Consider the following 25,942-nt stretch of genomic DNA (forward strand, 5'->3'; position numbering starts at 1 on the left):
TCCACCGGTATGCCAACTATAAAAACAAAGACTGCGCGCCACCACTACAAAAGCGGCCGGATTTTAAATACTATTTTTCAGTCTTTCGATATGCACTGTCCATTCAATCCAGACGAAAATCGCGGCGGTAGACGTTCGTATCCTTGCCGTCCGGCTGGCGGCGCGTAAAGCGCTCGAAGCGCAACCCCAGCTTGTTGAGCAGATTGATCGACGCCTGGTTCTGCAGCGACGTGATGCCGTACAGGGTGGGCAGGCGCAGCACGTGCTGCGCATGCCGCACGATGGCCGCCGTCGCTTCCCAGGCATAGCCCTGGCCCCAGTAGGCGGGACGCACGGCATAGCCGATATCGGGGCCGGGCAGGCTGTCGCGGCGCACCAGGCCGGCCATGCCGACAAGGACGCCATCGCTGCGCCGCTCGACGATGTACAGCGAATAGCCCTGCTCGCGGAACTGCGCCATGGGTCCCGTTTCCAGCGCGGCGCGGGCCGCTTCCAGGGTGTGGATGTTGCGCTGCCCGATGTTGGCGATCCACGACGGGTCGTTGACCAGCTCCAGGTAGAAGGCCGCATCATCCGGCGTCACCGTGCGCAGGCGCAGGCGCGGCGTCTCGCAGATAGTGATGGCGCCGCTCATGCCGGCCACTGCATCGGGTCGCTCAGCAGCTGGTACATCACGTAGGCATCCACATAGCCCAGTTGCGCGTGGCGGTAGGCCAGCGGCAGGGTGGCGACAACCGTGAAGCCCAGTTTTTTCCACAGGGTCACGGCGGCCAGGTTGGTGCTGACGACGAAGTTGAACTGCATCGCCAGGTAGCCCGCGCGGCGCGCCGCTTCCATGCAGTGCACGCCCAGCAGGCGGCCCACGCCCACGCCCTGTGCGGCTGGGTCGACCATGAACGAGGCGTTGGCCACGTGCGATCCATGGCCCGGCTGGTTCGCCACCAGCTTGTACATGCCCAGCAGGCGCTCGCTGCCCATCACGGCGACAAAGCTTTGCACGCCGGGGCCGAACCAGTAGGCGTGGCACGCTTCGCGCGTGGTATCGGCGGGGAAGGTGTAGGTGTCGCCGCCGGCCACCAGGGTCTGGAAGATCGGCCACATGGCGTCGAAATCGGCTTCATTGGCCGGGCGGATATCAATTTCTTTCAAGGCGGTGCTCCCGATAACAAGTGATGGCCGATTGTATCAGCGCCCCAGGCGGAAGTTCACACTCTCGGGCCGCCCCGGCAGGTGCAGGCGCGATTGCGCGCGCGGCGCCTCGCTGACGACTTTCCCGCGCCGCAGCACCAGGCGCCGCGCCGCGCGCAGGCGCAGCGCTTCCACCGTCGAACCGCAATCGAGGATCAGCAAATCCGCATGGCAGCCGGGCGCGATGCCGTAGCCGTCCAGGCCCAGGATGCGCGCTGGCGTCTCGGTCACGGCCAGGAAGCAGTCGTGCATCGCTTGCTGGCCCGTCATCTGCGCCACGTGCAGTCCCATGTGCGCCACTTCCAGCATGTCGCCCGACCCGAGGCTGTACCACGGGTCCATCACGCAATCGTGGCCGAAGGCGACGGGAATGCCGGCGGCCAGCATCTCGGGCACGCGCGTCATGCCGCGCCGCTTCGGATAGGTGTCGTGGCGCGCCTGCAAGGTGATGTTGATGAGGGGGTTGGCGATGGCCGCCACGCCCGCCTCGCGGATCAGCGGCAGCAGTTTGCTGACATAATAATTGTCCATCGAATGCATGGAGGTCAGGTGCGAGCCCGTCACCCTGCCCTGCATGCCCAGACGCTGACTGTGGAAGGCCAGGGTTTCGATGTGGCGTGACAGCGGGTCGTCCGACTCGTCACAATGCATGTCGACCATCAGCCCCCGCTCGCAGGCAAATTCGCACAGCAGACGGACGGACTCCGCCCCGTCGGCCATGGTGCGCTCGAAATGGGGGATGCCGCCCACCACGTCGACGCCCATGGCGATGGCGCGTTTTAAATTGTCGAAGGCGCCGGGACTGCGCAGGATGCCGTCCTGCGGGAAAGCCACCAGTTGCAGGTCGAGATACGGCGCCACCTGGCGTTTCACGTCGAGCAGCGCTTCGACGGCCAGCAGGCGCGGGTCGCAGATGTCCACGTGCGAGCGGATGGCCAGCAAGCCGCGCGCCACGGCCCAGTCGCAATACTGCAAGGCGCGCGCCACCAGCGCGTCCTGCGTCAATTGCGGCTTCAGTTCGCCCCACAGGGCGATGCCTTCGAGCAACGTGCCGGAGGCGTTCACGCGCGGCAAGCCATAGCTGAGCGTGGCGTCCATGTGGAAGTGGGCGTCGACGAAGGGCGGCGTGACGAGGTCGCCGGCGGCGTCGATCTCCTGCGCGCCTTTCACGGGCAAGGCGGGGCCGACGGCGGCGATGCGGCCGCCCTCGATGGCGATATCGATGGCGCGGCGCCCGTCGGGCAGGCTGGCATTGCGGATGACTAGGTCCATGCGGACACTCCTTCGGTTGACTGCGGTATCGGGTGCTTCCAGTGCATTGTCAGCTTATCTTCCTCAAGGATGCTGCAGCGCACGAATATAGTCACTGGCAAAAGCGTAGCCATAGATTTCATGACAACGCTTTGCGCGCGCGCAAACTTCCTGCAAATGCTGCCGGGCGCATGAATACATGCGAACATGCAGAAAGCACGCGGTGCACGCCCTTGAGAAAATAGCTTTCAACTAACTCGAATCACCGCTAGAATATTCATATTGCGTTGCATCATAATCAGTCCATGTTTAGCTGTTCAGCACGCTACCCACTTTACAAAACGCGGCCAACTCTGGTTTTCGGGATTTTGCAGAGCGTTTTGCCAGCATTTTAATCCGTACAAAGGAGTAAATATGTTTCCGCTTCCTGAACAAATTTCCAGCGCCGCCAAGTCGCAACTGGAAAACCAGCTGCAAATCTTCAGCTTTCTGACCAGCAAAGTCTTCGAAAGCGCCGAGAAAATCATCGCCCTGAACCTGAACGCCGGCAAGGCGGCCATCTCGCAGACGGCAGAAACGGCCCAGCACCTGCTGGTCACGCAGGATCCGCGCGACTTCTTCAGCTACAGCACCAGCCAGGCGCAGCCGAATATCGCTAGCGTGCTGGCCTACAGCCGCCAGCTGTTCGGCATCGCCTCGGGCACCCAGGCGGAATTGCTGGCCTCGGCCAAGGCCCGCCTCGATGCGGCCGTCCCTGCCGTCGCTCCGGCCCCTGCCGTTGCACCAGCACCAGCGCCTGCGCCGGCAGCGGCACCAGCGCCCGTTGCCGCCAAGCCAGCCGAAGTAGCCAAGCCGGCCGCCAAGGCCGCGCCAGCCCCCGCCCCTGTAGCCGCGCCGGCCGCCAAGCCAGCGGCAGCGCCTGCCAAGGTTGCCGAGAAGATTGCCGACAAGCCTGCCGTGAAAGCCGTGGAAGCCAAGCCGGCGGCCAAACCGGCAGCCAAGCCGGAAGCGGCCAAGCCCGCACCGGCTCCTGCCGCAGCACCAGCAAAAGCCGCCGCGCCAGCCCCCGCCAAGCCGGCCGCGAAACCGTTTCCTACGAGCAAACCGGCCGCCAAGCCGGCCAGCGTCGCCGGCAAGACCGTGGCCAGGGCCGCCGTGAAGCACGCCCCGGCGCCGGCAGCCAAGGCAGCGCCCAAGGGCACGCCATCGAAACAGCTCGACATGCTGGGCGGCGGCAAAGGCAGCGGCCGCAAGTAAGCCTCCTGCACGGCAGTGACGCAGCAAAACAACGGGCTACGGCCCGTTTTTTGCGTGCCCGCCCACAGCGCGCTTTTCCGCCTTGTTGTATCCTACGCGTACTTTCCGTCCGCGTGCCCGTCCTTCCGCCCCGCGACACCCCATTATTCAAAACAAAAGGTAACCATGAGTTTATCGAGGCTCATCGCCGGCTTCGTGCGTCAGCATTGGCCGGCGTATGCCGCCGCCGCCGTCATGCTGACCGGCGTGGCAACACTGACCGTCTGGATCCCGCGCCGCGTGGGCGCCATCATCGACGCGCTGGCCGCGCACCGCATGACGGCGGCCGAACTGTGGCTTGAGCTGCTGACCCTGCTCGCCGTCGGCGTCGTCATCTACTTCCTGCGCGTGGGCTGGCGCATCACCCTGTTCAAGGCCGCCTACCAGCTGGGCGTGATGCTGCGCACGCGCTTTTACACGCGCATGTCGCAGCAAGGCGCGTCGTTCTACCAGAACCAGCGCACGGGCGACCTGATGGCGCTGGCGACGAACGACATCGACGCCATCGAAATGGCCGCCGGCGAAGCCATGCTGGCCGGCTTCGACGGCACTTTGACCTTGCTGATGGTGCTGGGCATCATGCTGCTGGGCGTGGACTGGCGCCTGGCCTGCATCGCCCTCCTGCCCTTCCCGCTGATGGGACTGGCCTTCTGGCGCATTTCCAGCCATATCCACACGGCGTCGACGGATTCCTTAAAGCGCTTTTCCGCGCTGAACGACCATGTGCAAGAGTCCTTGTCGGGCGTGCGCACCCTGCGCGCGCTGGGCCTGGAAGAGCGCAGCAGCAAGCAGTTTTCCACCCTGGCCGGCCATGCGGCCAACGCCAGCCTGACGGCGCAGCGCTGGGAAGCGGCGTATGAACCGGCCGTCGGCCTGACCCTGACGGCCGCCACGGCGCTGACCCTGGGCCTGGGCGGCTACCTCGTGTGGCAAGACCAGCTGACCATCGGCGCGCTGACGAGCTTTTCCATGTACCTGGGCCAGCTGATCTGGCCCATGTTCGCCGCCGGCTGGGTACTCTCATTGATCGAACGGGGCCGCGCCGCCTGGCAGCGCTTGCAGCCGATGCTCGATGCGCCGCTGGCCATCGACGACCATGGAACGATTGATACGCTCGCGCCCGGCCCCCTGCAATTGCAGGACGTCGGCTTTGCCTACGCGGGCCAGACGGCGCCCGCGCTGTCCGGCATCTCGCTGCGCCTGCAGCCCGGCCAGACCCTGGGCCTGGTGGGCCCCACGGGCAGCGGCAAGTCGACCCTGCTGCGCGTGCTGCTGCGCCAGGTCACGCCGCAATCGGGCACGGCCACCTGGAACGGCCAGCCGCTGGACGCCTACACCCTGCATGCGCTGCGCGCGGCCATCAGCTGGGTGCCGCAGGAATCGTTCCTGTTCTCCGCCACCATTGCCGACAATATCGCCCTGGCCCGCCCCGGCGCCACGCGCGAGGAAGTGGAACGGGCGGCGCAGCTGGCCGACATCCATGCGGACATCCTGCAATTCCCCGACGGTTATCAAACGCATGTGGGCGAAAAAGGCATCACCCTGTCCGGCGGCCAGCGCCAGCGCGTGGCGATTGCCCGCGCCCTGCTGGCCGACAACGGCCTGCTGCTATTGGATGATGCGCTGTCCGCCGTCGACACGGGCACGGAAACGCGCATCCTGCAGCACCTGGAGGAATTGCGCCGCAAGCGCCCCGAGCGCAGCGCCATCATCGCCAGCCACCGCCTGAGCGCCGTCGTCAACGCGGACCTGATCCTGGTGCTGCGCGACGGCCACGTGACGGAAACGGGCAACCACGACGCGCTGATGCAGCGCGACGGCTGGTACGCCAGCCAGTGGCGCTATCAACAACTGGAGGCCAGCCTCGATGCCATCTAAGAACGACCACGCCACCACCGCCACGCCATCCGTGCGCCGCCAGGCCGCGCAAGCGATCGGCCTGCTGCGCCGCGCCGCCGCGCCCGACTTGCGCCATTTGTACTGGGCCACGTTCTGGCTGATCCTCGCCGCCGCCCTGGAAGTCACGGGTCCCATTTTAGGCAAGGCCCTGATCGACCAGCACCTGCTGCCGCGCAACCTTGACTGGACGCGCATGTCCCTGCTGCTGGGCGGTTGCCTGCTGACGGGCTGGGTCGCGTCAGGCCTGCGCTACCTGCAGCTGGTGCGCCTGTCCGGCCTGGCCATGCGCTCCGTGCAGCGCCTGCGCGAAACCGTGTACCAGCACGTGCTGCGCCTGCCGATGAGTTTTTTCGACCGCGCCATCACGGGGCAGCTGGTCAGCCGCGTCACCAACGACACGGAAGCGGTGAAATCGCTGTACGTGCAGGTGCTGTTCGTCATCCTCGACAGCTCCATCGTGCTGGTCGGCACCATGGCCGCCATGGCCTTCCTCGACTGGCGATTGATGCTGATCGTGCTGGCGCTGCTGCCGGCCGTGCTGCTCATCGTCTTTTTGTACCAGCGCTGGAGCGCGCCGGCCGTCACGCGCGCACGCGCCCTGCGCAGCGAAATCAACGGGCAGATCGCCGAATCGATCGGCGGCATGAGCGTGCTGCAGGCGAATAACGCGGAAAAGCGCTTCGGCGCGCGCTTCACGGGCATCAACCAGGACCACTACACGGCGCGCATGCAGGAATTGCGCGCCAACGCCTGGCTGCTGCGCCCCGCGCTCGACATGCTCAACATCGTGCTGCTGGCCGTCGTCATCTTCAGCTTCGGCCGGCGCGAGATGGGTGCCGTCGAAGTGGGCGTGCTGTATGCGTTCATCAGCTACATCGCGCGCGTGATCGAACCCTTGATCCAGATCACCATGCAGTTCAGCCAATTGCAGCAATCTGTGGTGGCGACGGCGCGCGTCTCGGCCCTGCTGGACGAAGCGCAGGCGCTGGAACACGCGCCCGGCAAAGCCGCGCCGGCGGCACGCCATGGCGCGCATGACGGCAACACGCCCGCCGTCGACATCGCGCGCCTGACGTTTGCGTATGTGGAAAACCAGCCCGTGCTGCACGACCTGTCGCTGACCATCCCGCAAGGCGCCTTCTTTGGCATCGTCGGCCACACGGGCAGCGGCAAGTCGACCCTGCTCTCCTTGCTGCTGCGCTTTTACCCCGTCACGCAGGGCAGCATCGCCATCAATGGCGTCGCCCTCGATAGCATCGACAATGAGCATTTCCGCGCCGACGTGGGCCTGGTGCCGCAAGACCCCTTCCTGCTGGCCGCCTCGGCGCGCGAAAACATCGACATGGGCCGCGGCTACACGCAGCAGCAGATCGAGACGGCCGCGCGCGCCGCGCATGCGCACGACTTCATCGCCGCGCTGGAACACGGCTACGACACGCCGCTGGGCGAAGGCGGTTCGCGCCTGTCGTCGGGGCAGAAGCAGCTGATCGCGATTGCCCGCGCGCTGGCCGGCCAGCCGCGCATTTTGCTGCTGGACGAAGCGACCTCGCGCATCGATAGCCAGACGGAGCAGATCGTGCAGACGGCCCTCAATGAATTGCGCGGCAAGGTCACCATCATCGCCATCGCCCACCGCCTGTCGACCATCCGCGAAGCCGACCGGATCATCGTGCTCAACCATGGCCGCATCACGGAAGCGGGCCCGCACGACGCCCTGATGCAGATCGAAGGCGGCCTGTACCAGCGCCTGTATCTGCTGCAGCAACTGGCAGTTTGACAGGCAGGGGGCACCGTTGCATGGCGCCACTTTTTTTCTGTACGGCATTAAAAATGCCGTACAGACGGGAGTATATTCATCTGGCGGGCAGCGCCGACGGCCCCAACCACACTTCCGGGGGGCACCATGCGCAGCAAACTGTCGATCAAGAATATCTTCACCGCCATTTTTCTGCTCAGCCTGGCGCTCTCCGTCATCAGCCTGTGGGCGCTGTTCCGCGTGGCGGGCAAGCAGGCCGAAGCGAACCGCGTCACGGAAACGCGCTACCAGTCCTACCTGCTGGCAGACGAACTGCGGCAAAGCTCGGACGACCTGACGCGGCTGGCCCGCACCTACGTCGTCACGGGCGACGCCAGGTATGAGCAGCAATATCTGGACATCCTCGACATCCGCAACGGCAAGAAACCGCGCCCCGACCATTACGAACGCATCTACTGGGACTTCGTGGCGGCGGGCATGCCCGTGCCCGCGTCGACGGGCCCCGCCGTACCCCTGGCCGAGCTGATGCGCAAAGCCGGCTTCAGTGAGCAGGAATTCGCCAAACTGCAGGAGGCCCAGGCCAATTCCGACGGCCTGGTCAAGACCGAGGTGATCGCCATGAACGCCGTCAAGGGCCTGTTCGACGATGGCAGCGGCAACTTTACCAAGAAGGGGCCGCCGGACCCGGAAATGGCCCGCACCATCATGCATGATGCCGCCTACCACAGCAACAAGGGCAAAATCATGCAGCCGGTGAATGAATTCCTCACGCTGCTCGACCAGCGCACGAGCGCAGCCGTGCAGACGGCGATGAGCGGCACCATGGCGGCCTACTCCGTCACGGTCGGCGTGCTGCTGGTGTCGGTCATGGTCTCGCTGCTGTGCCTATTCCTCGTGTACCGCCACATCAAGCGCAGCCTGGACCAGGCGATCGCCACGGCGCAGCTGATCGCCGGCGGCGACCTGAGCATCGACGCCGTCATCGAAAGGGCCGACGAAATCGGCGTGCTGCTGCATGCGATGAACACCATTAACGCCAACCTGACGGGGCTGATAGGCGACATCCGCAGCAGCACCGGCGAAATGTCGGTGGCCACGCACGAAATCGCGCTGGGCAATGCCGACCTGTCGGCGCGTACTGAAGCGCAAGCCAGTTCCCTCGAAGAAACGGCCAGTTCGATGGAAACGCTGACGGCGACGGTGCGGCAAAACGCCAGCAACGCCGGCGAGGCGAACCAGCTGGCCGCCACCGCCTCGGCCGTCGCCGTGCAGGGCGGCGCCGTCGTCGCCCAGGTGGTCAGCACCATGGGCGCGATCAAGGAAAGTTCCAGCCAGATCGCCGACATCATCGGCGTCATCGACGGCATCGCCTTCCAGACGAATATCCTGGCACTGAACGCGGCCGTCGAGGCGGCGCGGGCCGGCGAACAGGGGCGCGGCTTCGCCGTCGTCGCCGGCGAGGTGCGCAGCCTAGCTCACCGCAGCGCTGCCGCAGCGCAGGAAATCAAGACCCTGATCGGCGCCTCCGTGGAACGGGTCGACGCCGGCAGCAAGCTCGTCGACGAGGCGGGGCGCACCATGGCGCTGGTGGTGGAATCGATCCAGAAGGTGGCCGCCATCATGAGCGAGATCACCGGCGCCAGCCACGAGCAAAGCGCGGGGATCAGCGAGGTCAACCAGGCCGTCACGCAGATGGACAACATCACGCAACAGAACGCCGCCCTGGTCGAGCAGGCGGCGGCCGCTGCCGAGAGCCTGCAGGAACAGGCGCAAGCCCTGATCACGGCCGTCGCCATCTTCCGCCTGAAGGGCAGCGCGCCAGGCCCGGCGGCCCTGGCCCTGCGCTGAGGCGCAGCCAAAGTGTGCATTTTCGCAAAAATCTGCACATGCCATGATATTTCTTGATTGCAACATCATATAATCGCTGCAGACAAGCATGGTCATTGCGGGGGCGGGACGTTGGCAGGCAGACAGAAACGGGCATCATGGCAAAAAGCGCATTGGCTGCTGGCATTGGCCTGCCTGCTGCCGCCCGCCGCCCATGCCCAGGCCGGCAACCTCGAGCAGCAGATTGCCGCCGTGCGCGAGGATGGCCGCTTCGTGCCCGCGCGCGCCCTGCAGCGCCTGCAGGAGGTGGAAACGCAGGCGCGCAGCGCCCCCCTGCCCGTGCGTGCGGAATTCCTGACCCAGCTGAGCACCGTCCGCATGCGCCTGGGGCAAAACGACCTCGCCATGCAGCTGGCCGAGGAGCTGATCGCCTACGCCCGCCTGAACAAGAACGACGTGGCGCTGGCGAAAGGCGTGCTCTGCAAGGCCTATATCACGTTCGCCATGAACGAGCGCCGCGCCTCGCACCTGCTGGCCTTTGAGGCGGAACGCATCGCCAACCGCACGGCCGACTTGCCCGTGCGCGTGCAGGCGACTATCAGCGCGGGCCAGTCGTGGGCCGAGGAAGGCAATTTCCCGTTTGCGCTGGCCAAGCTGCAGGCAGCCGTCGACCTGGCGCGCCAGAGCAATTCCCCCTCCAGCCTGGCCGCCGCCCTGAACGCCCTCACCCTGCTGTACACGCAGATGCGCGAATACGACAAGGGCTTCGAGGTGCTCGACGAGCTGCTGGCCGTATCCGGCACGCTGGCATCGCCGGGCCGCATGGCGCAGGCGAAGAATACGGAATACGGGCTGGCGCTCGACGCGCAGCAGCCGCAGCGGGGCCAGCGCGCCCTGCTGGCGGCCCTGGCGCTGGAACGCCAGCTGGACGCGCGCGGCATGGTGGCCGTTACCCTCGTCAACCTGTCGGACAGCTACCTGAAGGAAGGCGACTACGCGCGCGCCCTGCGCTACGCGAATGAAGCCATCACGGCGGGGCGCCTGGTCAACAATGAACAGGTGGAGGCGACGGCGCGCCTGAACATCGGCCAGGCGCTGATCGGCCAGGGACGCCTGCAGGAAGGCAAGCAAAGCGTGGCCACGGGCCTGGCCTATTATGAACGCACGGCCAACCAGCCGGACATGCAGGCCGTGCTGCTGGAATACGGCACGGTGCTGGAAAAGGCGGGCGACCTGCGCGGCGCCGTCACGGCCTACCACCGAGAACGGGGCATTTCCAACCAGCTGTTCGAGAAGCAGCGGCAGAAGGCCGTGTATGAATTGCAAGAAAAGTATGAGGCGGAAAAGAAACAGCGCCAGATCGAGCTGCTGAGCCGCGAGAATCAGCTGAAAAGCACGGAAATCGACAACCGCCGCCTGCAGCAGCGCGTGTGGTGGCTGCTGGCGCTGGTACTGGCCATGGCGTCCGCCATCGTTGGCTTGCTGTACCGCAAGGTGCGCCACGCGAACGTGCAGCTGAAGGTGAAAAACCAGGAACTCAAGCGCCAGAGTTCGCGCGACCCGCTGACGGCCCTGTACAACCGCCGCCATTTCCAGGAATTCATGCGCAGCCATGCGGGCAAGCCGCAGCAGACGTACGCGGGCAGCGACGTGGTGGGTGCGCTGTTCCTGCTCGATGTCGACCATTTCAAGCACATCAACGACCGCTACGGCCATGCGGCGGGCGACCTGGTGCTCACCACCATCGCCGAAACCTTGCACGATGTGTTGCGCGAAACGGACATGATCGTGCGCTGGGGCGGCGAGGAATTCCTCGCCTTCCTGCCGGCTGTCGCGCGCGACGGGCTCGACGATATTGCGCGGCGCATCCTCAACGGCATGGCGGCGCAGGTCATCCACTACCAGGGGCAGGCCATCCAGGTGCACGTCTCCGTGGGCTTTGCGCCCTATCCGCTGGCGCCGCTGGGACGCCCGCTCACGTGGGAACGCAGCGTCAACCTGATCGACATGGCCCTGTACCTGGCCAAGGCGCACGGGCGCAACCGGGCGTATGGATTGCGCGGTTTTCAGCAGGTGGAAAGAACAACCCTGGAAGCGGTGGAGCAAGACCTGGAACGCGCGTGGCGCGACGGCTTTGTCGATTTGAGCGTGGTGCTGGGGGGAACGGACGGGGGCGATACTGCCGCTACAGGCACGGCGACGCGGGGCAGCCAGGCTGGCGCCAGCGATGGCGTGGCCGCAGCCGCCGTCACCTGACGGCGGCTGCGGGGAGCGGACCGGCGGTGGCCGGCCCTCGCGATGTTATCGCGATGATTACTTGTGCGCGGCGTCCTGCATCTTTTCGCCCGCTTTTTCCACTTTCTTGCCGACGGCGTCGGCCGCTTCGCTCATTTTCTTGTCGGCGTCAGCGGCGACCTGGTCCATCTTGGCTCCCGTATCGGCAGCGGCCTGGCTCACGGCAGCGTCAGCCTTGGTAGCGGCGGCCTTGATGTCGGCTTCAGCCTTGGCAGCGGCCGCATCGATCTTCTGGCCGGCCTGTTCCGCAGGACCGGCAGCGACATCGCTCTTCTTCTGGCAGGCAGCCAGTGCCACGACCATCATCCCGGCGGCGCACACGGTCATCCAATTTTTGCTTACTTTCATGATATTCCCTTTCATTGTTATCAAAAGACACAGATCAGTTCGCAATATACACCTGCCTAAAATTTTCTAGCGTGCGCTAACGCACATAAAAACACGCTTTTGTGGCGTAGTTGTAAGCAATGGTATCTTGATATTTTCAAGGCGCCTTGCCCGACGCGCAGGCAGGACATACCCATTGCTGTGCACTACTGACCCGCAGCCGGGACAGGCACAGCATCCAGCAGCGAACGCTCGAGCAATTGCGACAACGCCGTGCGCAGCGTCTGCGTGCGCGCCGCCAGTTCCGGCCGTTTGTAGCGCTCGGCGGCGATCAGGCTGTTTTCCAGGCAGACCCGATCCGACCTGGCCAGGCAGGCGTCGGCCAGGTCGAGCTGGGCGCTGGCCAGCGCCACTTTCACCTTGGCATCGAGTTCCAGGGTGTCGGGATCGTCGCCCCAGCGTTTCACGTAGACGGCCAGGCGCGTGGCGGCCAGATCCGGCTTGCCCGCGTCGAGGGCCTGGTTGACGCTGTCCTGCAGCGCCGTCCACGCCTGTGCCCGCTGCTGTTGCCTGTCGCAGGCGGCGGCGGACTTGGTGATGTTCGCCTGCAAGCGTTTGATCTGCGCGGCGGGCGCCTTGGCGCTTTTCAGCACGGCCAGCGCACTGCGCGCCCCGTCCAGATCGCACTGCGCCGCCAGCGCCGTGGCGGCCTCGACCTGTTCCGCCACGCTGGCCGGCTTGTCGGCCGGCTTATTGAAGAACCAGATGCCGGTCAATACCACTGCCGCCGCGATCCACGTGCGCAAGCGCACGGGCGGGCGCGGCGGCGGCACCGAACCCTTGACGGCCGGTTTCGCGGGCGCCGCCTTGGCCGGCGCGGCAGGTGCGGCAGGCGCTGGCGGGACGGGCTTGGGCGCGGGCTGCGGCATGGGAGCAGGCGCAGGCGCAGGAGGCGCGACGGGCACGGGCGGCGGCATGCGCGGCACCGGCGGCGGCGCCACGGCTTTTTCCAGAACAGGCGCTTGCGCTACCTGGCGCGCGCCGCAAAACGGGCAATGCGCCACGCGCAGCGGCAAGGTCCGGCCGCAAGCGGCGCTGATGCAAACGTCATTCACTGTTTCAAGCACATTCCAACCTTTTCCTGGAGTCATTCCACTGCGTTCTGCCGCAATATTACCTTACGCAAGCACGGCAACGGCGCAACGGCGCCGTGTTTCATGGCCTTGATACCGATCAAAAAGCATCCGCCGCAGCGGTCTAAGCTACCAGCAGCGGCCAAGGACAAGGAGAACGCCATGCCAGCCCACCTGATCATCGAAGACGGCCAGCCCTCGTGGTGGGACAGCGCCGATATCTGGGTCGTGCCGGGCAATGATCCGAATGGCCCGCCCGGCGCGCCCATCGCCGGCACCAGCAATTACCTGTGGGGCCGCGTGCACAACACGGGCAACAGCGCCTCGAACGGCGCGCGCGTGGACTTTTACTGGGCCGACCCGTCCGGCCAGATCGCCGTCGGCGCCGCCACGCAGATCGGCTCCGCCTTTGCCGACTTGCCGCCGGGCGCCACGCAGGAAGTGCTGTGCCTGGTGCCCTGGGTGCCCGTCATCGTCAATGGCGGCCACGAATGCCTGCTGGCCGTGGCCCATGGCCCGGGCGACATCAACCCGCTGCCCGATCCCCTGCCCAACGGCTTTCCCTTCCAGCCCAAGCAGCACGAGCAGATCGCCCAGCGCAATGTCACCGTGGTGCTGGCGGCCCGGCGCGCGCAATCGCTGTCCATCGCGGTGGCGGCCCTGCCCCGCGCAACGAAAAAAGTGGAACTGCAGATCGAGTATGGCGGCGAGCTGCCGGAACACCTGCTGGCCACCCTGGGCCTCGAGCGCTGGCAGCCGGCCAGGGAGGCGCGCCTGATAGCGGGCCTGGCGCGCACGCCCCACTGCAATGGCGATGCGCCCGGCGAGCAAAAGCTGGCGCTGGACGTGCCGCGCGGCCAGGCGCAGGCCGTGTACCTGAGCGTGCGCGCCGAAGCCGTGCCGCCACGCCAGTATGCGCTGCTGCGCGTGCTGGAGAGCCAGGAAGGCAAGGTCATGGGCGGCATCACGTATATCGTCACCGATCTCGAGAAAGAGCAAGCGCAAGACCAGCAAAGCCCCGAGGAGCAAGCATCATGAGCGATACCCCCCTGCAGGTGCTGACGCGGCCGTTCGCGATCGAGCCCGTCACCAATATCATGCTGCCCGATGGCATCTTCGACAATGCCATCTATGGCTTGCGCATCGCCGCCCACGTCACCAATATGTCCAGCAGCGCCCTGAACAATGTCACCGTGTACCTGGAAAGCGTGGGCGACCCCGGCATCGTGCCCGTGGCGCACACCTTCTTCTTTGCCAGCATCCCGGCCGGCGCGGCCATGCTGGTGATGTGGGATGCCGACTTCCAGCATGCCGCGCCCGGCAAGCGCCTGGTCAGCTTTGTCGCCAAGGCGGATGGCTACCTGCCGCACCGCTCGATCCAGCAAATCTTCGTCTCGCAGACGCGCTTCGACAGCGCCACCAACACCTACACGTGCACGGTCGAGGAAGGCACCCTGGAACTGTCCAAGCCGCAAGGCCACCTGCCGGGCAAGCGCTGGGGCAGCACGGGTACGGATGGGAAGGAGTGCCGCTGCCCGCCCGGCCTGGGACCGATCGTGCCGACCGGCATGACCCTCGTCTGGACGCCGAACCCCGCCTACGCGGGCACGCATGGCGAGCTGCCGTTTTCCGACCCGTGGTGGAAGATCCTCGCCATCATCATCGCCATCATCGCCGCGCTGGTGGCCATCATTTCAGCCGCCCTCGGTTCCGGCAAGGCCAGCTTCAGCGTGGGCGGCACGTTCGAGGAAACCGATCCCAGCGTCGACTGCTGCTCGCTGGAAGGAGCCGGCTCGGGCCAGCCCGAATTCACGGTGGCGGGCGTGGCCTCGGCCATCGCCTCGGGCGCCATCGCCGTCGCCTGCTCCGATATTGCCGACCCGTTCTGGCGTGGCCAGGAAGCAACACCACCGGCCGCCGGCGAACTGACCCTGGCCGAAAGAGTGGTGGCGAAATGGGTGTTGCCGGAAGCGCCGAACGCGGGCCTGCCCTACACGGCAGACATCAGTTGGCAGTACGAGCGCTTCACCACGGGCGCCACCTACCAGCATGCCGTGAGCGAAACGCAGGTCAACATTCACCTGGCGGGGCCCGTGGAAACGGATACGCCCGCCGTCGTGCAAGCCTACGAACCGCTGTGGCTGCGCGCCAGCTTCAAGCGCGACAATGGCAATGTCTTCCGCGGCACGGAGCTGTATGCCTTCGTGCTGTTCCAGGCGCCGCAGGGACTGTATTTCGTCGAATCGCTGACCGACGACGGCCTGGGATTCGATCCGGGCGCCAACGACGGCGTCTATGCAGGCAGCCTGGACTTGAAGCGGGCTTACCGCACCCTGCTGCAATATGATCAAAAGGTCTACGGCACCTGGCGCGTCTTCGTCTTCGCCCAGGACGTCAACCTGACCAAGCCCGGCACGCCACCCGAAATCGCCGCCCAGCACATCGGCGGCATGTTCGTCGCCAGCGCCATCGAAATCACCTTCGACGACACCCTGCCCTGCCCACTCAAGGCGCAGGCGAATATCGTGGTGGTGTAGTGATAAGCGAGCTAGGGCTTAGGTCGCGTAGGGCGGATTAGCGCCAGCAGCGCCATTGGATACTCATGCGCGCAGACCAGGAGCCGCTGAGAAAATGCCCAGGGCCAGGTGCCGCCCCGAAGACAGTACTTCAGTACAGTGAGGTAAATGCAGGGCAGGCAACAACGCCCAGGGCGTTGTATCAGCCGCTCTTAAACTTTAACGCTTTCAGGTTTCGCTATCACCGTGCGCGGAATGATATCCGTTGCCGGGCAAGTCTCCATCGCATCCGAATACGCGAGCCAGCGCTGCAGGCTTTCCATGCGGCGGATGGTGATGCCCTTGCCATTGATATAACCGATCTGCTCGAAATTGGCGGGGCTGGTGGTCAGTTTCGACACGGTGGGCGCATTGTCGACCAGCCGGTCGTAGGCCTTGCGCGCCTTGTGTTCCCACTTGGCCAGCACGGGATCGTCAAAGCGGTTGCTTTCAAAATACACGGTGATGGTACGGTCGTGGTTGGCAAAGCCGACGATGGCCGCACCCTTGCGTATGGTCAACAGGACATCTTCCTTGACGCCCGTGACGGGAACGAAGACGGCGGCACGCCCATCCGTATCCGGCCGCTCCATGGGAATATCTTGTCCGATTATGCTCATCACTTCACACTCTTCATCATCGCCTGTTGGCTTGTTGTCCCTGCATCACTGGAAGCGAGCCGCCGTGCGCATGCGTGCGTTTGCCGCTGCGCCGGGCCACTCCCAGGCTCGCTGCCATGCCCTGCAATACCATTTATCAAATAATACATTGCCGGAAAGCACTACACAAGTAATCAGGGGCGCGGCAACCGCCTGCCCTCCGCCGGATGGGGAATGGTGTGGCCAGTGGCAATCACCTTATAATGCTGCGATTACTTCACGTCCCCCACCTCCGCACCATGACGCTTCCCGAGAATGACACCAGCCGGCTCGACGCCATCAGCGCCGCCGCCACCGAAGTGGCCGCACAAAACGTGGCCGACCTGCTGGCCATGGCCATCTGCCACCGGCCAGACGAACCGGCCCTGATCGTCTGCGACAAGCGCAGCTGGCTCAATGTCGTGCTGACGGAAGCGTATCGCCAGGGCTTGCCGGACGCCGCCTTCATCGATTTCGACGAAGTCACGCCCGATGCCGTGCTGGCCGCGTTTGCCGAACTGCCGGCCGGCAGCCTCGTCGTGCTGATTCAGTCGACCAGCTTCCGTCTGGAAGCGTTCCGCATCCGCATCGAGCTGTTCAAGCGGGGCTTGAAAGTGATCGAGCACGTGCACCTGTCGCGCATGCCCGGCGTGCAGGGCTTGCACTACATCGCCTCACTGGCCTACGACCCCGCCTACTATCGCGGCGTGGGCCATGCGCTCAAGGCGCGCATCGACGGCGCCCGCCACGGCATGGTCGACAGCGGCGGCGAGCAGCTGGTCTTCGCTTCGCCGTTCGAATCGGCCAAGCTCAATATCGGCGACTACAGCGGCATGAACAATATCGGCGGCCAGTTCCCCCTGGGCGAAGTGTTTACGGAGGCGCAGGACCTGGAAGCGGTCAATGGCCGCGTGCGCATCTTTGTTTTCGGCGACACGCACTTCATGGTCAACCGCCCCGACACGCCGATCACCCTGATCATCGAGAAGGGGCGCGTGACGGGCACGGAAAACGCCACGCCGGAATTTACCGCCATGCTGGAAATCATCCGCGCGCACGAAGGCGAAGTGTGGGTGCGCGAACTGGGCTTCGGCATGAACCGCGCCTTTTCACGCGAACAGCTGGTCAACGACATCGGCACGTATGAGCGCATGTGCGGCATCCATCTGTCGCTGGGCGCCAAGCACGGCGTCTATACAAAACCCCAGTTCAAGCGCAAGGATGCGCGCTACCACGTCGACATCTTCGCCGTCACCGAAGCCGTCTACCTGGACGACGAGCGCGTGTACGCGGATGGCGCGTGGACGGTGGAACCCGTCGCACTCAATTGAACCTTCGCTGAACCTCAGCTGAAAAATCCGGCCGCTGCCAGCTCGCGGTCCCAGGGCGGCACGGGCTGGTATTCGGCCACCAGGAAATCGATCAGCGCGCGCACCTTGGGCGACGGCTGGCGGCTGGCCGGATACAGGGCGCTCAAGTGGTTCAGGGGCAGCTCCCAGGCGGACAGCACGGGCACCAGGCTGCCATCGAGCAGGTTGCGCCAGGCGAGGAAGGTGGTGCTGTAGACGATGCCGAGTCCCCGCTGCGCCGCCTGGTGCAGCACCAGGCCATTGTTCGCCGTAAAACCCGCCTGAACGCGCACGCTCACCGCCTCCTGCTGGTCTCCTTCCCGACGCTGGAAATGCCAGTTCGTGCCATCCGTCAGGTGGCTGAAATGCAGGCACTGGTGCTGCAATAGCTCTTGCGGCGTCTGCGGCACGCCCCATTGCGCCAGGTAGGCGGGACTGGCGCACAGCACGGCGCGGCACGGCGCCAGCGGACGCATGGCCAGCGCGCTGCTGTCCGGGATGCCGCCCACGCGGATGGTCAAGTCAAAGCCGTGGCGTATCGGGTCGAGCAGCGCATCGTCGACAAACAACTCGGCCTGCACCTGCGGGTGCAGCAAACTGAAACGGGCGACGGCGTCGGCCAGCCACGCGCTGCCGAAACTCGATGGTGCCTGGATGCGCAGCGGCCCGGCCAGCTCCGCCCCGGCTCCCGCCTGCGCCACGTGCGCCACCATGCGCGCCGCTTCCTGCGCCTGGCTGACGGTGGCCATGCACGGCGCCAGGTAAGCGCGGCCCGCGTCCGTCAGGCTCACTTCGCGCGTGGAGCGGTGCAGCAGGCGCGCATGCAGGCGCTCTTCCAGCTGCATGATGGTCTTGCTGACCATGGCGCGCGTCAGTCCCAGGCGCTGCCCGGCCACCGTAAAGCTGCGCTGGCGCGCCACTTCGACAAAGATTTCCATCGCTTTTAGTTGATCCATGTCAAAGATTGTCTTCGCTTTGACGACAATCTGTCAACCGCAGGGCGATTGTTTGCCGCCCTCGCCCATCCTACAATGGCGCTTTCCATTGACCTCCGGAGCCGCCGCCATGCTAACGATCGAACAACAAGAACAATACCAACGCGACGGCTATATCATCCTGCCCGATTTCAAGGGAGCGGACGAAATCGCCGCCCTGCGCGCGCGCGCCGAGCAGATTGTCAACGAATTCGATCCCAGCGTCAGCCAGTCGATCTTCACCACGCGCGACCAGGCGAAGAACACCAACGATTATTTCCTCGCCTCCGACAACACCATCCGCTGCTTTTTCGAGGAAGAGGCGTTCGGCGCGGACGGCCAGTTAAAGCAGGCCAAATCCCTGTCGATCAACAAGATCGGTCACGCCATGCATGACCTGGACCCCGTCTTCCGCAGCTTTTCGGCCGACCCGAAACTGGCCGCAGTGGCGCGCGACCTAGGCCTGGCAGACGCGCAGGTATGGCAATCGATGTATATCTTCAAGCAGCCCGGCATCGGCGGCGAAGTGCGCTGGCACCAGGACGCCACGTATTTCGAGACCACGCCGATCAGCGTGACCACGTTCTGGTTCGCGCTGGAAGACGCCACCCTGGACAACGGCTGCCTGTGGGCGGAACCGGGCGGCCACCGCGGCCCGCTGCGCGAACGCTTCATCCGCAATGGCGACGCCGTGCGCGTGGAAAAACTCGACGCCACGCCATGGCCCGACGACAGCACGGCCGTGCCGCTCGAAGTCAAGGCCGGCGCCCTCGTCTGCTTCCACGGCTTGCTGCCCCATTACAGCGCGCCGAACCGCTCGCCCATCTCGCGCCACGCCTACACCTTGCACGCCACGGACGGCCAGACGGAATACGCGGCCCACAACTGGATCCAGCGCGACGCGTCCTTCCCCGTGCGGGGCTTCGTCTGATGCGCATCGACGTCTTCGCCGCCCACTGGGGCAATAACGAGCTGCCGCCCGACGTCTTCATCGACAGGGTAGCGGCGGCCGGCTTCGACGGCATCGAAATGTCGCTGCCGCTGGACGCCGCCCTGCGCGAGGAGTGGACAGACCGCATCGCCAAGGCGGGACTGCAACTGATCGCCGCGCAGTGGGAAACCGTGTTCCACAGCGACTTCGATCTGCACCGCGCCGCCCTGGCCGAACTGCTGGAAAACGCCTGCCTGGCGCGCCCCGTGCTGGTCAACACGCATACGGGCAAGGATTTCTATACGCCGGCGCAAAATGCGCAGCTGCTCGACCTGGCCGCCGCCATCTCGGCAAAGCACGGCGTGCCCATCGTGCATGAAATCCACCGCAGCCGCTTTTCCGGCCACCCGATGCTGCTGCTGCCGTATCTGCAGCAGTATCCCGAGCTGCCATTGACGGCCGACCTGTCGCACTGGTGCTGCGCCTGCGAATCGCTGCTGGAAGACCAGCCGCAAACCCTGGCGCAGGTGCTGCCGCTGGTGCGCCACGTGCATGCGCGCATCGGCCATGCGCAAGGGCCGCAGGTAGCCGACTTCCGCGCGCCGGAAGCGAAACCGGCACTCGACGCCCACCTGGCCTGGTGGGATGCCATCGTCGCCCTGCGCCGCGCGGCCGGCGCCGAACGCATGACGTTCACGCCGGAATTCGGCCCCGCGCCGTACACGCAAACGCTGCCCTGGACGCAACAGCCCGTGAGCGACGCGTGGGAACAGAACGTCGCCATGCTGCAACTGCTGCGCCAGCGCTACGCCGGCTAGGCGTCCGCGTCCCGGCGCCGGATCGCCAGGTCCGGCGCCGCGCATTGCAATTAGGTAGTGCGCTATATATACTGTCCCCATGGATACCATCACCGCCCCCAATCCCTTGCACCAGGTGCCGCGCCTGGACAGCCAGCTGTGCTTTGCGCTGTACTCGACTTCGCTTGCCATGAACAAGCTGTACCGCAAGCTCCTGCGCAAACTCGGTCTCACCTATTCGCAATACCTGGTGATGATGGTGTTGTGGGAGCGCGACGGCTTGACGGTGTCGGAAGTGGGCGAGCGCCTGTTCCTCGACTCGGCCACCCTGACGCCCCTGCTCAAGCGCATGGAGCAATCGGGCCTGTTGACGCGCACGCGCGCCGCCAGCGACGAACGGCAAGTCATCATTTCCCTCACGGAACAGGGCGACCAGCTGCGCCACGCAGCGGCCTTGCTGCCCGAAGCCATCCTGACGGCCAGCCACTGCAGCGTGGAACAGGTTGTGGACATGAAACAACAGCTGAACCAATTGCGCGACAGCCTGATGAAAAGTGAGTAAAGGCGCCGCTTTTCCGAGCAAAATCAGGTAAAGCATCCCTCTGACAGCGCCAGGCAAAAGCTGGCGCGAAATCCGCCTTTCTTTATTACAAATCGATACATGGATGGCCCCGCCCTGCGTATAGAATAGTTGCCACTATTTCCTTACAACAACATCAGGGTGAATATGCGCATATCTTTCGGCTCCGTAGCCTCGTTGGCTCTGTGTTTTACCGTGTCGGCCTTCGCGGCCGAACCATTCGACGACAAGTTCCGCCAGCTCGAAGAGGTGCTGCCCACCCCGAATACCTACCGCACGGCCTCCGGCGCGCCGGGCCACGCCTACTGGCAGCAGCGCGCCGACTACACGATCCGCGCGACGCTGGACGAAGCCAGGCGCGAGATCGCCGGCAGCGGCACCATCACCTACCATAACCAGTCGCCCGACACCCTCGGCTACCTGTGGGTGCAGCTGGACCAAAATATCTACAAGCCCGATTCCGACGCGCGCCGCATGACCACGGCGCCCTCGCGCCAGGCGTGGGCCAAGACGGCGGGCGAAGACACGATGAAGTTCGAAGGCTTGCGCGGTATCCTGGCGCGCGGCGACTTCCAGGGCGGCTTCAATATCCGCCGCTTGACAGGCGCGGATGGCCAGCCTTTGAAATATGTAGTGAACCGCACCATGATGCGCATCGACTTGCCGCAGCCCTTGAAGCCAGGCCAGGATTTCGTCTTCCAGATCGACTGGGATTACCGCATCAACGAACAGAAGGTGCTGGGCGGGCGCGCCGGCTATGAAGTCTTCGACGACAAGAACGCCCTCTTCGAAGTGGCGCAGTGGTTCCCCCGCATGGCGGCCTACTACGACGCGGCCGGCTGGCAGCACAAGCAGTTCCTCGGCTCCGGCGAATTCACACTGGAATTTGGCGACTACGACGTGCAGCTGACCGTTCCTGCCGACCATATCGTCGCTTCCACGGGAGAGCTGCAAAACCCGCAGGAGGTGCTGTCTTCCGCGCAGCGCGAACGCCTGGAAAAGGCCCGCGGCAGCGACAAACCCGTCGTCATCGTCACGCAGAAGGAAGCGGAAGCGGCCGAAAAAACCGTCAGTCGCGCACAAAAGACGTGGCACTTCAAGGCGGCCAACGTGCGCGACTTCGCCTGGGCTTCGAGCCGCAAGTTCATCTGGGATGCACAGGGCTACAAGAAGGGCGGCAGCGATGTGATGGCCATGTCCTACTATCCGAAAGAGGGCAATCCGCTGTGGGAAAAATACAGCACGCAAGCCATCGTGCACACGATTGAACAGTACAACAAGTACAGCATCGACTACCCTTACCCGACGGCGATTTCCGTCAACGGCCCCGTGGGCGGCATGGAGTATCCGATGATCTCGTTCAACGGCCCCCGTCCCGTGAAGGACAAAAAGACGGGCGAGCTGACGTATTCGAAGCGCACCAAGTATGGCCTGATCGGCGTGATCATCCACGAAGTGGGCCACAACTACTACCCGATGATCATCAACTCGGACGAGCGCCAGTGGACGTGGATGGACGAGGGCCTCAACACCTTTGTGCAATACCTGGCGCAGCAGGCGTGGGAGGAGAACTACCCGGCCTCGCGCGGCGAACCGCGCGAGATCGTCGACTACATGCGTAGCCGCGACCAGGTGCCCATCATGACCAATTCCGAGTCCCTGCTGCAGTTCGGCAACAACGCCTACGCCAAGCCGGCGGCGGGCCTGAACATCCTGCGCGAAACCATTCTCGGGCGCGAGCTGTTCGACTACGCCTTCAAGGAATATGCGCAGCGCTGGAAGTTCAAGCGTCCCACCCCCGCCGACTTTTTCCGCACCATGGAGGATGCCTCCGGCACGGACCTGGACTGGTTCTGGCGCGGCTGGTTCTATACCACCGACCCGGTCGACATCAGCATCGACGGCATCAGCGAATACGGCGTGAGTTCAAAAGATCCGGCAACGGAAAAAGCGTGGAAGAAGGCGCAGAAGGACGCCCAGCCGGAATCCGTCACGAGCCGCGCCAACAAGGGCATGCCGCGCCGGGTCGAGGCGCATCCGGAGCTGAAGGATTTCTACAACCAGCACGACGATTTCACGGTGACCAACAAGGACCGCAACGCCTACGCCGAGGCGCTGGCCGCCCTGGAACCGTGGGAGAAGGACTTGCTGAAACAGGGCAAGCACCTGTACCTGGTCGACCTGTCGAACGTGGGCGGCATGGTCATGCCGCTGATCCTCGAAATCGAACTGAAAAGCGGCAAGAAGTACGTCGAGCGCGTACCGGCCGAAGTGTGGCGCTACTCGCCGAAGAAAATCACCAAGGTCGTCATCACGGATGAACCGATGGTGGGCCTGGTGCAGGACCCGTACTGGGAAACGGCCGATATCGACACGAGCAACAATAGCTGGCCGCGAAAAATCACGCCATCGCGCCTGGAACTGTTCAAGAGCGAGAAATCGCCCAAGGACAACCTGATGCGCGATTTTCATACGCCGCTGAAAGGCAAGAACGGCGGCTCGGCCAAGGGCGACGAGGCGTGAAGCGCTGGCGCCTGCTCGCTTGCGCCACGCTGGCCTGCGCCAGCATGGCGGCGGGCGCCCATAATTTTCACATGGGCATCGCCGACATCAGCTATAACGCGGCCAGCGGCAGCACCGAAGTGGTGCACACCTACACAGGCCACGACGTCGAGGCGCTGCTGACGAACCTGTACCAGCGCCAGTTCGACCTGGGCCAGGAAGACAGCGAAGCGGCCCTGCGCCGCTATGTCGAAAAACAGTTTTTCCTCGTGGCGCCGGGCGGCAAGCGCCTGCGCCTGAACTGGGTCGGCATGAAGGTCAATGCCGACAACGTGGTGATCTTCCAGGAGCTCGAACGCACGCGCCTGGCCCCCGCCACGCGCATCCACAACCAGCTGCTGATCGACTTCCTGCCCAGCCAGCGCAACACCCTCAACGTGCAGGACAGCGGCGCCATCCAGACGCTGATTTTCGACCGCCAGAACACGGAACTGCCGATCCGCTAAGCTCCGCCACTTCCAAAGACCCATGACGCCACGCTCTCTCCCCCTCCTCCTCGCCGTCCTGTTTTCACCGGCAGCCCACGCCGACGACATCTTCCAGCGCGTGCTGGTCGATGGTTCGCGCCTGAACCAGCTGGGCGTGGCCGATTCGGCCAACGCGGGCAGCGTCACGCAAAAGCAGCTCGACGCGCGCACCAGCTACCGGCCCGGCGAACTGCTCGAAGCCGTGCCGGGGCTGATCGTCAGCCAGCATAGCGGCGAGGGCAAGGCCAATCAGTTCTACCTGCGCGGCTTCAACCTCGATCACGGCACGGACTTGCGCACCACCGTCGACGAAATGCCCGTCAACCAGCGCAGCCATGGCCACGGACAGGGCTGGACGGACCTGAACTTCCTGATTCCCGAACTGGCCATGCGCCTCGATTACAAAAAGGGACCGTATTCGGCGGCGCAAGGCGACTTTTCCTCGGCAGGGGCGGCTTCCGTCGTGTATGCGAACCGCCTGACGCAGGGCATCGCCAGCGTGGGACTCGGGCAAAACGGCTTTCGCCGCGCCCTGCTGGCCGATTCGCCCGATGCGGGCGACGGCAGCCTGCTGTACGCGCTCGAAGCGCAGCATAACGATGGCCCGTTCACGCAGCCGGACCGCTACCGCAAGCTCAATGGCGTGCTGCGCTACAGCGAAGGCTATGCCAACAACGGCTTCAACGTCACGGCCATGGCGTACGACGCCAGCTGGAACGCCACCGACCAGATTCCGCTGCGCGCCGTGCAGGACGGCACGCTGGGCCGCTTCGACGCCATCGATGCCAGCGACGGCGGCAAGGCGCAGCGCTACAGCCTGTCGGGCGCCTGGCGCCAGACGACGGACGACGTGTCGTCCAGGGTCAGCGCGTATGTGATCGCCAACCGCCTGGCCCTGTTCTCGAATTTTACGTATGCGATGGACGATCCCGACAACGGCGACCAGTTCGCCCAGCCCGACCGGCGCGTGACGGCCGGCCTGGATGCCAGCCACACCTGGCACCGCCACACGGACAGGGGCAGCAGCGACACCACCATCGGCCTGCAGCTCCAGAACGACAATATCCACAACGGCTTGTACAACACGCGGCAGCGGCAGATCCTGTCGACCACGCGGCAAGACCACATCGTCGAATCGAGCATCGGCGTGTATGGAGAAAACAGCACGCGCTGGTCGCGCTGGCTGCGCACCGTGGCCGGCCTGCGCGCGGACGCCTACCGCTTCGACGTGCGCAGCGACCGCGCCGCCAATTCGGGCACGGCCAGCGCCCATTTGTTCAGCCCCAGCCTGAGCGTGATTGCGGGACCGTGGCGCGATACGGAAGCGTATTTCAACATCGGCAATGGCTTTCACAGCAACGATGCGCGCGGCACGACGATCACCGTCGACCCGAAGACGGGCGAGGTGGCCGACAAGGTCACGCCCCTGGTGCGCTCGCGCGGGCTGGAACTGGGCTTGCGCAGCGCCGCCATCACCGGCCTGCAAACCTCGCTGTCACTGTACCGCCTGGACTTCGATTCCGAACTGCTGTTCATCGGCGACGCGGGCGCCACCGAGGCGGGCCGCCCCAGCCGCCGCTACGGCGTGGAGTTTTCCAGCTACTACAAGGCGGCCAGCTGGCTGTCGCTGGACCTGGACCTGGCGTATGCGCGGGCGCGCTCGCGCGGCAGCGACCCGGCGGGCGACTTCATCCCCGGCGCCATCGAAGGCGTGGCCCAGCTGGCCATGACGGTGACGCCGCCGGGGCCGTGGTCGGGTTCTTTGCGCCTGCGCTACTTCGGCCCGCGCCCGCTGATTGAAGACAACAGCGTGCGCTCCGCGGCCAGCGTGGGCTTGAACGGGCGCATCGCCTACCAGATCGACAAGACCTTGCGCGTGGAAGTCGAAGGCTACAACCTGGCCAACCGGCGCGACTCGGCCATCGACTATTACTATGCCTCGCGCCTGCCAGGCGAAACGCAGCCCGTCGACGACATCCACTTCCATCCCGTGGAATCGCGTTCGCTGCGCCTGACCCTGGTAAAGAATTTTTAACTCAACAAGAATAATTCCTGTCTCACTGCACAGGAAACGCCGCGAAGTCGTAGAATGCCAGGCTGGATAAACTGAGACAGGC

General features: G+C 64.9%; 21 protein-coding genes. 14 read left to right on the top strand and 7 right to left on the bottom strand.

Annotation, left to right across the window (positions count from 1 at the left end; genetic code table 11):
- Window positions 1-103: 103 nt before the first annotated feature.
- Genes BZG29_RS23785 through BZG29_RS23795 form a run of 3 tightly spaced genes read right to left on the bottom strand, consistent with a single transcriptional unit; the run spans window position 104 to window position 2,460 of the window.
- On the bottom strand, window positions 104-634 hold the full coding sequence (locus BZG29_RS23785; protein ID WP_253192686.1) for a GNAT family N-acetyltransferase: 531 nt from the start codon (window positions 632-634) through the stop codon (window positions 104-106).
- On the bottom strand, window positions 631-1,149 hold the full coding sequence (locus BZG29_RS23790) for an N-acetyltransferase (RefSeq protein ID WP_077408111.1): 519 nt from the start codon (window positions 1,147-1,149) through the stop codon (window positions 631-633). The genes BZG29_RS23785 and BZG29_RS23790 overlap by 4 nt, the downstream gene beginning before the upstream one ends.
- Window positions 1,150-1,185: 36 nt before the next feature.
- Window positions 1,186-2,460, bottom strand: a complete 1,275-nt coding sequence (locus tag BZG29_RS23795) for an amidohydrolase family protein (RefSeq protein ID WP_077408113.1) — start codon at window positions 2,458-2,460, stop codon at window positions 1,186-1,188.
- 393 nt (window positions 2,461-2,853) lie between these two features.
- Here BZG29_RS23795 and phaP point away from each other — a divergent pair, with 393 nt between their 5' ends.
- From phaP to BZG29_RS23820, 5 genes are all read left to right on the top strand, one after another.
- Window positions 2,854-3,696 carry a TIGR01841 family phasin gene (phaP, locus tag BZG29_RS23800; RefSeq protein WP_077408115.1) on the top strand — a complete coding sequence of 281 codons (843 nt, stop codon included), beginning with the start codon at window positions 2,854-2,856 and terminating at the stop codon, window positions 3,694-3,696.
- Between the two features lie 165 nt (window positions 3,697-3,861).
- Window positions 3,862-5,613: an ATP-binding cassette domain-containing protein gene (locus tag BZG29_RS23805; RefSeq protein ID WP_077408117.1), complete on the top strand. Its 1,752-nt coding sequence runs from the start codon at window positions 3,862-3,864 to the stop codon at window positions 5,611-5,613.
- Entirely contained in the window at window positions 5,603-7,411 is a 1,809-nt protein-coding gene (locus BZG29_RS23810; protein WP_077408119.1) for an ABC transporter transmembrane domain-containing protein, read from the top strand. Before BZG29_RS23805 ends, BZG29_RS23810 begins: the two co-directional genes overlap by 11 nt.
- Window positions 7,412-7,537: 126 nt before the next feature.
- The gene (locus BZG29_RS23815; RefSeq protein ID WP_077408121.1) at window positions 7,538-9,238 is read left to right on the top strand and encodes a methyl-accepting chemotaxis protein; all 1,701 of its coding nucleotides are present in this window, start codon (window positions 7,538-7,540) and stop codon (window positions 9,236-9,238) included.
- A gap of 165 nt (window positions 9,239-9,403) precedes the next feature.
- Entirely contained in the window at window positions 9,404-11,473 is a 2,070-nt protein-coding gene (locus tag BZG29_RS23820; protein ID WP_253192687.1) for a GGDEF domain-containing protein, read from the top strand.
- A 57-nt stretch (window positions 11,474-11,530) separates the two neighbouring features.
- Here the strand turns inward: BZG29_RS23820 and BZG29_RS23825 are convergent, their stop codons facing one another.
- Both BZG29_RS23825 and BZG29_RS28270 read right to left on the bottom strand, forming a co-directional pair.
- On the bottom strand, window positions 11,531-11,860 hold the full coding sequence (locus BZG29_RS23825; protein WP_077408123.1) for a hypothetical protein: 330 nt from the start codon (window positions 11,858-11,860) through the stop codon (window positions 11,531-11,533).
- Window positions 11,861-12,045: 185 nt separating this feature from the next.
- Complete coding sequence (locus tag BZG29_RS28270; RefSeq protein ID WP_171984908.1) at window positions 12,046-12,966, bottom strand: hypothetical protein; 921 nt, start codon at window positions 12,964-12,966, stop codon at window positions 12,046-12,048.
- A gap of 168 nt (window positions 12,967-13,134) precedes the next feature.
- Between BZG29_RS28270 and BZG29_RS23840 the strand changes: the two genes are divergently transcribed.
- Together BZG29_RS23840 and BZG29_RS23845 are read left to right on the top strand one after the other, a co-directional pair.
- Complete coding sequence (locus tag BZG29_RS23840) at window positions 13,135-14,010, top strand: hypothetical protein (RefSeq protein WP_077408129.1); 876 nt, start codon at window positions 13,135-13,137, stop codon at window positions 14,008-14,010.
- Entirely contained in the window at window positions 14,007-15,509 is a 1,503-nt protein-coding gene (locus tag BZG29_RS23845) for a hypothetical protein (protein ID WP_077408131.1), read from the top strand. Before BZG29_RS23840 ends, BZG29_RS23845 begins: the two co-directional genes overlap by 4 nt.
- 191 nt (window positions 15,510-15,700) lie before the next feature.
- Here BZG29_RS23845 and BZG29_RS23850 read toward each other — a convergent pair whose 3' ends face one another.
- Window positions 15,701-16,147: a hypothetical protein gene (locus BZG29_RS23850; protein ID WP_251350602.1), complete on the bottom strand. Its 447-nt coding sequence runs from the start codon at window positions 16,145-16,147 to the stop codon at window positions 15,701-15,703.
- Between the two features lie 278 nt (window positions 16,148-16,425).
- Here BZG29_RS23850 and BZG29_RS23855 point away from each other — a divergent pair, with 278 nt between their 5' ends.
- Complete coding sequence (locus tag BZG29_RS23855) at window positions 16,426-17,496, top strand: hypothetical protein (protein ID WP_077408135.1); 1,071 nt, start codon at window positions 16,426-16,428, stop codon at window positions 17,494-17,496.
- 14 nt (window positions 17,497-17,510) lie between these two features.
- Here BZG29_RS23855 and BZG29_RS23860 read toward each other — a convergent pair whose 3' ends face one another.
- On the bottom strand, window positions 17,511-18,470 hold the full coding sequence (locus BZG29_RS23860; protein WP_253192688.1) for a LysR family transcriptional regulator: 960 nt from the start codon (window positions 18,468-18,470) through the stop codon (window positions 17,511-17,513).
- A gap of 109 nt (window positions 18,471-18,579) precedes the next feature.
- Here BZG29_RS23860 and BZG29_RS23865 point away from each other — a divergent pair, with 109 nt between their 5' ends.
- The 6 genes from BZG29_RS23865 (at window position 18,580) to BZG29_RS23890 (ending at window position 25,860) form a co-directional block, all read left to right on the top strand.
- A complete protein-coding gene (locus tag BZG29_RS23865; RefSeq protein ID WP_077408139.1) occupies window positions 18,580-19,419 on the top strand; it encodes a phytanoyl-CoA dioxygenase family protein in 840 nt (279 codons plus the stop codon).
- Window positions 19,419-20,237, top strand: a complete 819-nt coding sequence (locus tag BZG29_RS23870) for a TIM barrel protein (protein WP_077408141.1) — start codon at window positions 19,419-19,421, stop codon at window positions 20,235-20,237. Before BZG29_RS23865 ends, BZG29_RS23870 begins: the two co-directional genes overlap by 1 nt.
- 79 nt (window positions 20,238-20,316) lie before the next feature.
- A complete protein-coding gene (locus tag BZG29_RS23875; protein ID WP_077408144.1) occupies window positions 20,317-20,778 on the top strand; it encodes a MarR family transcriptional regulator in 462 nt (153 codons plus the stop codon).
- 165 nt (window positions 20,779-20,943) lie between these two features.
- On the top strand, window positions 20,944-23,319 hold the full coding sequence (locus BZG29_RS23880) for a M1 family metallopeptidase (RefSeq protein WP_077408146.1): 2,376 nt from the start codon (window positions 20,944-20,946) through the stop codon (window positions 23,317-23,319).
- Window positions 23,316-23,804: a DUF6702 family protein gene (locus tag BZG29_RS23885; protein WP_077408148.1), complete on the top strand. Its 489-nt coding sequence runs from the start codon at window positions 23,316-23,318 to the stop codon at window positions 23,802-23,804. Before BZG29_RS23880 ends, BZG29_RS23885 begins: the two co-directional genes overlap by 4 nt.
- A gap of 22 nt (window positions 23,805-23,826) precedes the next feature.
- A complete protein-coding gene (locus tag BZG29_RS23890; RefSeq protein WP_077408150.1) occupies window positions 23,827-25,860 on the top strand; it encodes a TonB-dependent receptor in 2,034 nt (677 codons plus the stop codon).
- Window positions 25,861-25,942: the final 82 nt, after the last annotated feature.

Origin of the sequence: Janthinobacterium sp. LM6 (assembly GCF_002002885.1) — a bacterium.
GTDB classification, from domain to species: domain Bacteria; phylum Pseudomonadota; class Gammaproteobacteria; order Burkholderiales; family Burkholderiaceae_D; genus Janthinobacterium; species Janthinobacterium kumbetense.

Coding starts and splice junctions, on each gene's coding strand:
- BZG29_RS23785 (WP_253192686.1), bottom strand. CDS start 634: ATGAGCGGCGCCATCACTATCTGCGAGACGCCGCGCCTGCGCCTGCGC.
- BZG29_RS23795 (WP_077408113.1), bottom strand. CDS start 2,460: ATGGACCTAGTCATCCGCAATGCCAGCCTGCCCGACGGGCGCCGCGCC.
- phaP (WP_077408115.1), top strand. CDS start 2,854: ATGTTTCCGCTTCCTGAACAAATTTCCAGCGCCGCCAAGTCGCAACTG.
- BZG29_RS23805 (WP_077408117.1), top strand. CDS start 3,862: ATGAGTTTATCGAGGCTCATCGCCGGCTTCGTGCGTCAGCATTGGCCG.
- BZG29_RS23810 (WP_077408119.1), top strand. CDS start 5,603: ATGCCATCTAAGAACGACCACGCCACCACCGCCACGCCATCCGTGCGC.
- BZG29_RS23815 (WP_077408121.1), top strand. CDS start 7,538: ATGCGCAGCAAACTGTCGATCAAGAATATCTTCACCGCCATTTTTCTG.
- BZG29_RS23825 (WP_077408123.1), bottom strand. CDS start 11,860: ATGAAAGTAAGCAAAAATTGGATGACCGTGTGCGCCGCCGGGATGATG.
- BZG29_RS23840 (WP_077408129.1), top strand. CDS start 13,135: ATGCCAGCCCACCTGATCATCGAAGACGGCCAGCCCTCGTGGTGGGAC.
- BZG29_RS23845 (WP_077408131.1), top strand. CDS start 14,007: ATGAGCGATACCCCCCTGCAGGTGCTGACGCGGCCGTTCGCGATCGAG.
- BZG29_RS23850 (WP_251350602.1), bottom strand. CDS start 16,147: ATGAGCATAATCGGACAAGATATTCCCATGGAGCGGCCGGATACGGAT.
- BZG29_RS23855 (WP_077408135.1), top strand. CDS start 16,426: ATGACGCTTCCCGAGAATGACACCAGCCGGCTCGACGCCATCAGCGCC.
- BZG29_RS23860 (WP_253192688.1), bottom strand. CDS start 18,470: ATGGATCAACTAAAAGCGATGGAAATCTTTGTCGAAGTGGCGCGCCAG.
- BZG29_RS23865 (WP_077408139.1), top strand. CDS start 18,580: ATGCTAACGATCGAACAACAAGAACAATACCAACGCGACGGCTATATC.
- BZG29_RS23870 (WP_077408141.1), top strand. CDS start 19,419: ATGCGCATCGACGTCTTCGCCGCCCACTGGGGCAATAACGAGCTGCCG.
- BZG29_RS23875 (WP_077408144.1), top strand. CDS start 20,317: ATGGATACCATCACCGCCCCCAATCCCTTGCACCAGGTGCCGCGCCTG.
- BZG29_RS23880 (WP_077408146.1), top strand. CDS start 20,944: ATGCGCATATCTTTCGGCTCCGTAGCCTCGTTGGCTCTGTGTTTTACC.
- BZG29_RS23890 (WP_077408150.1), top strand. CDS start 23,827: ATGACGCCACGCTCTCTCCCCCTCCTCCTCGCCGTCCTGTTTTCACCG.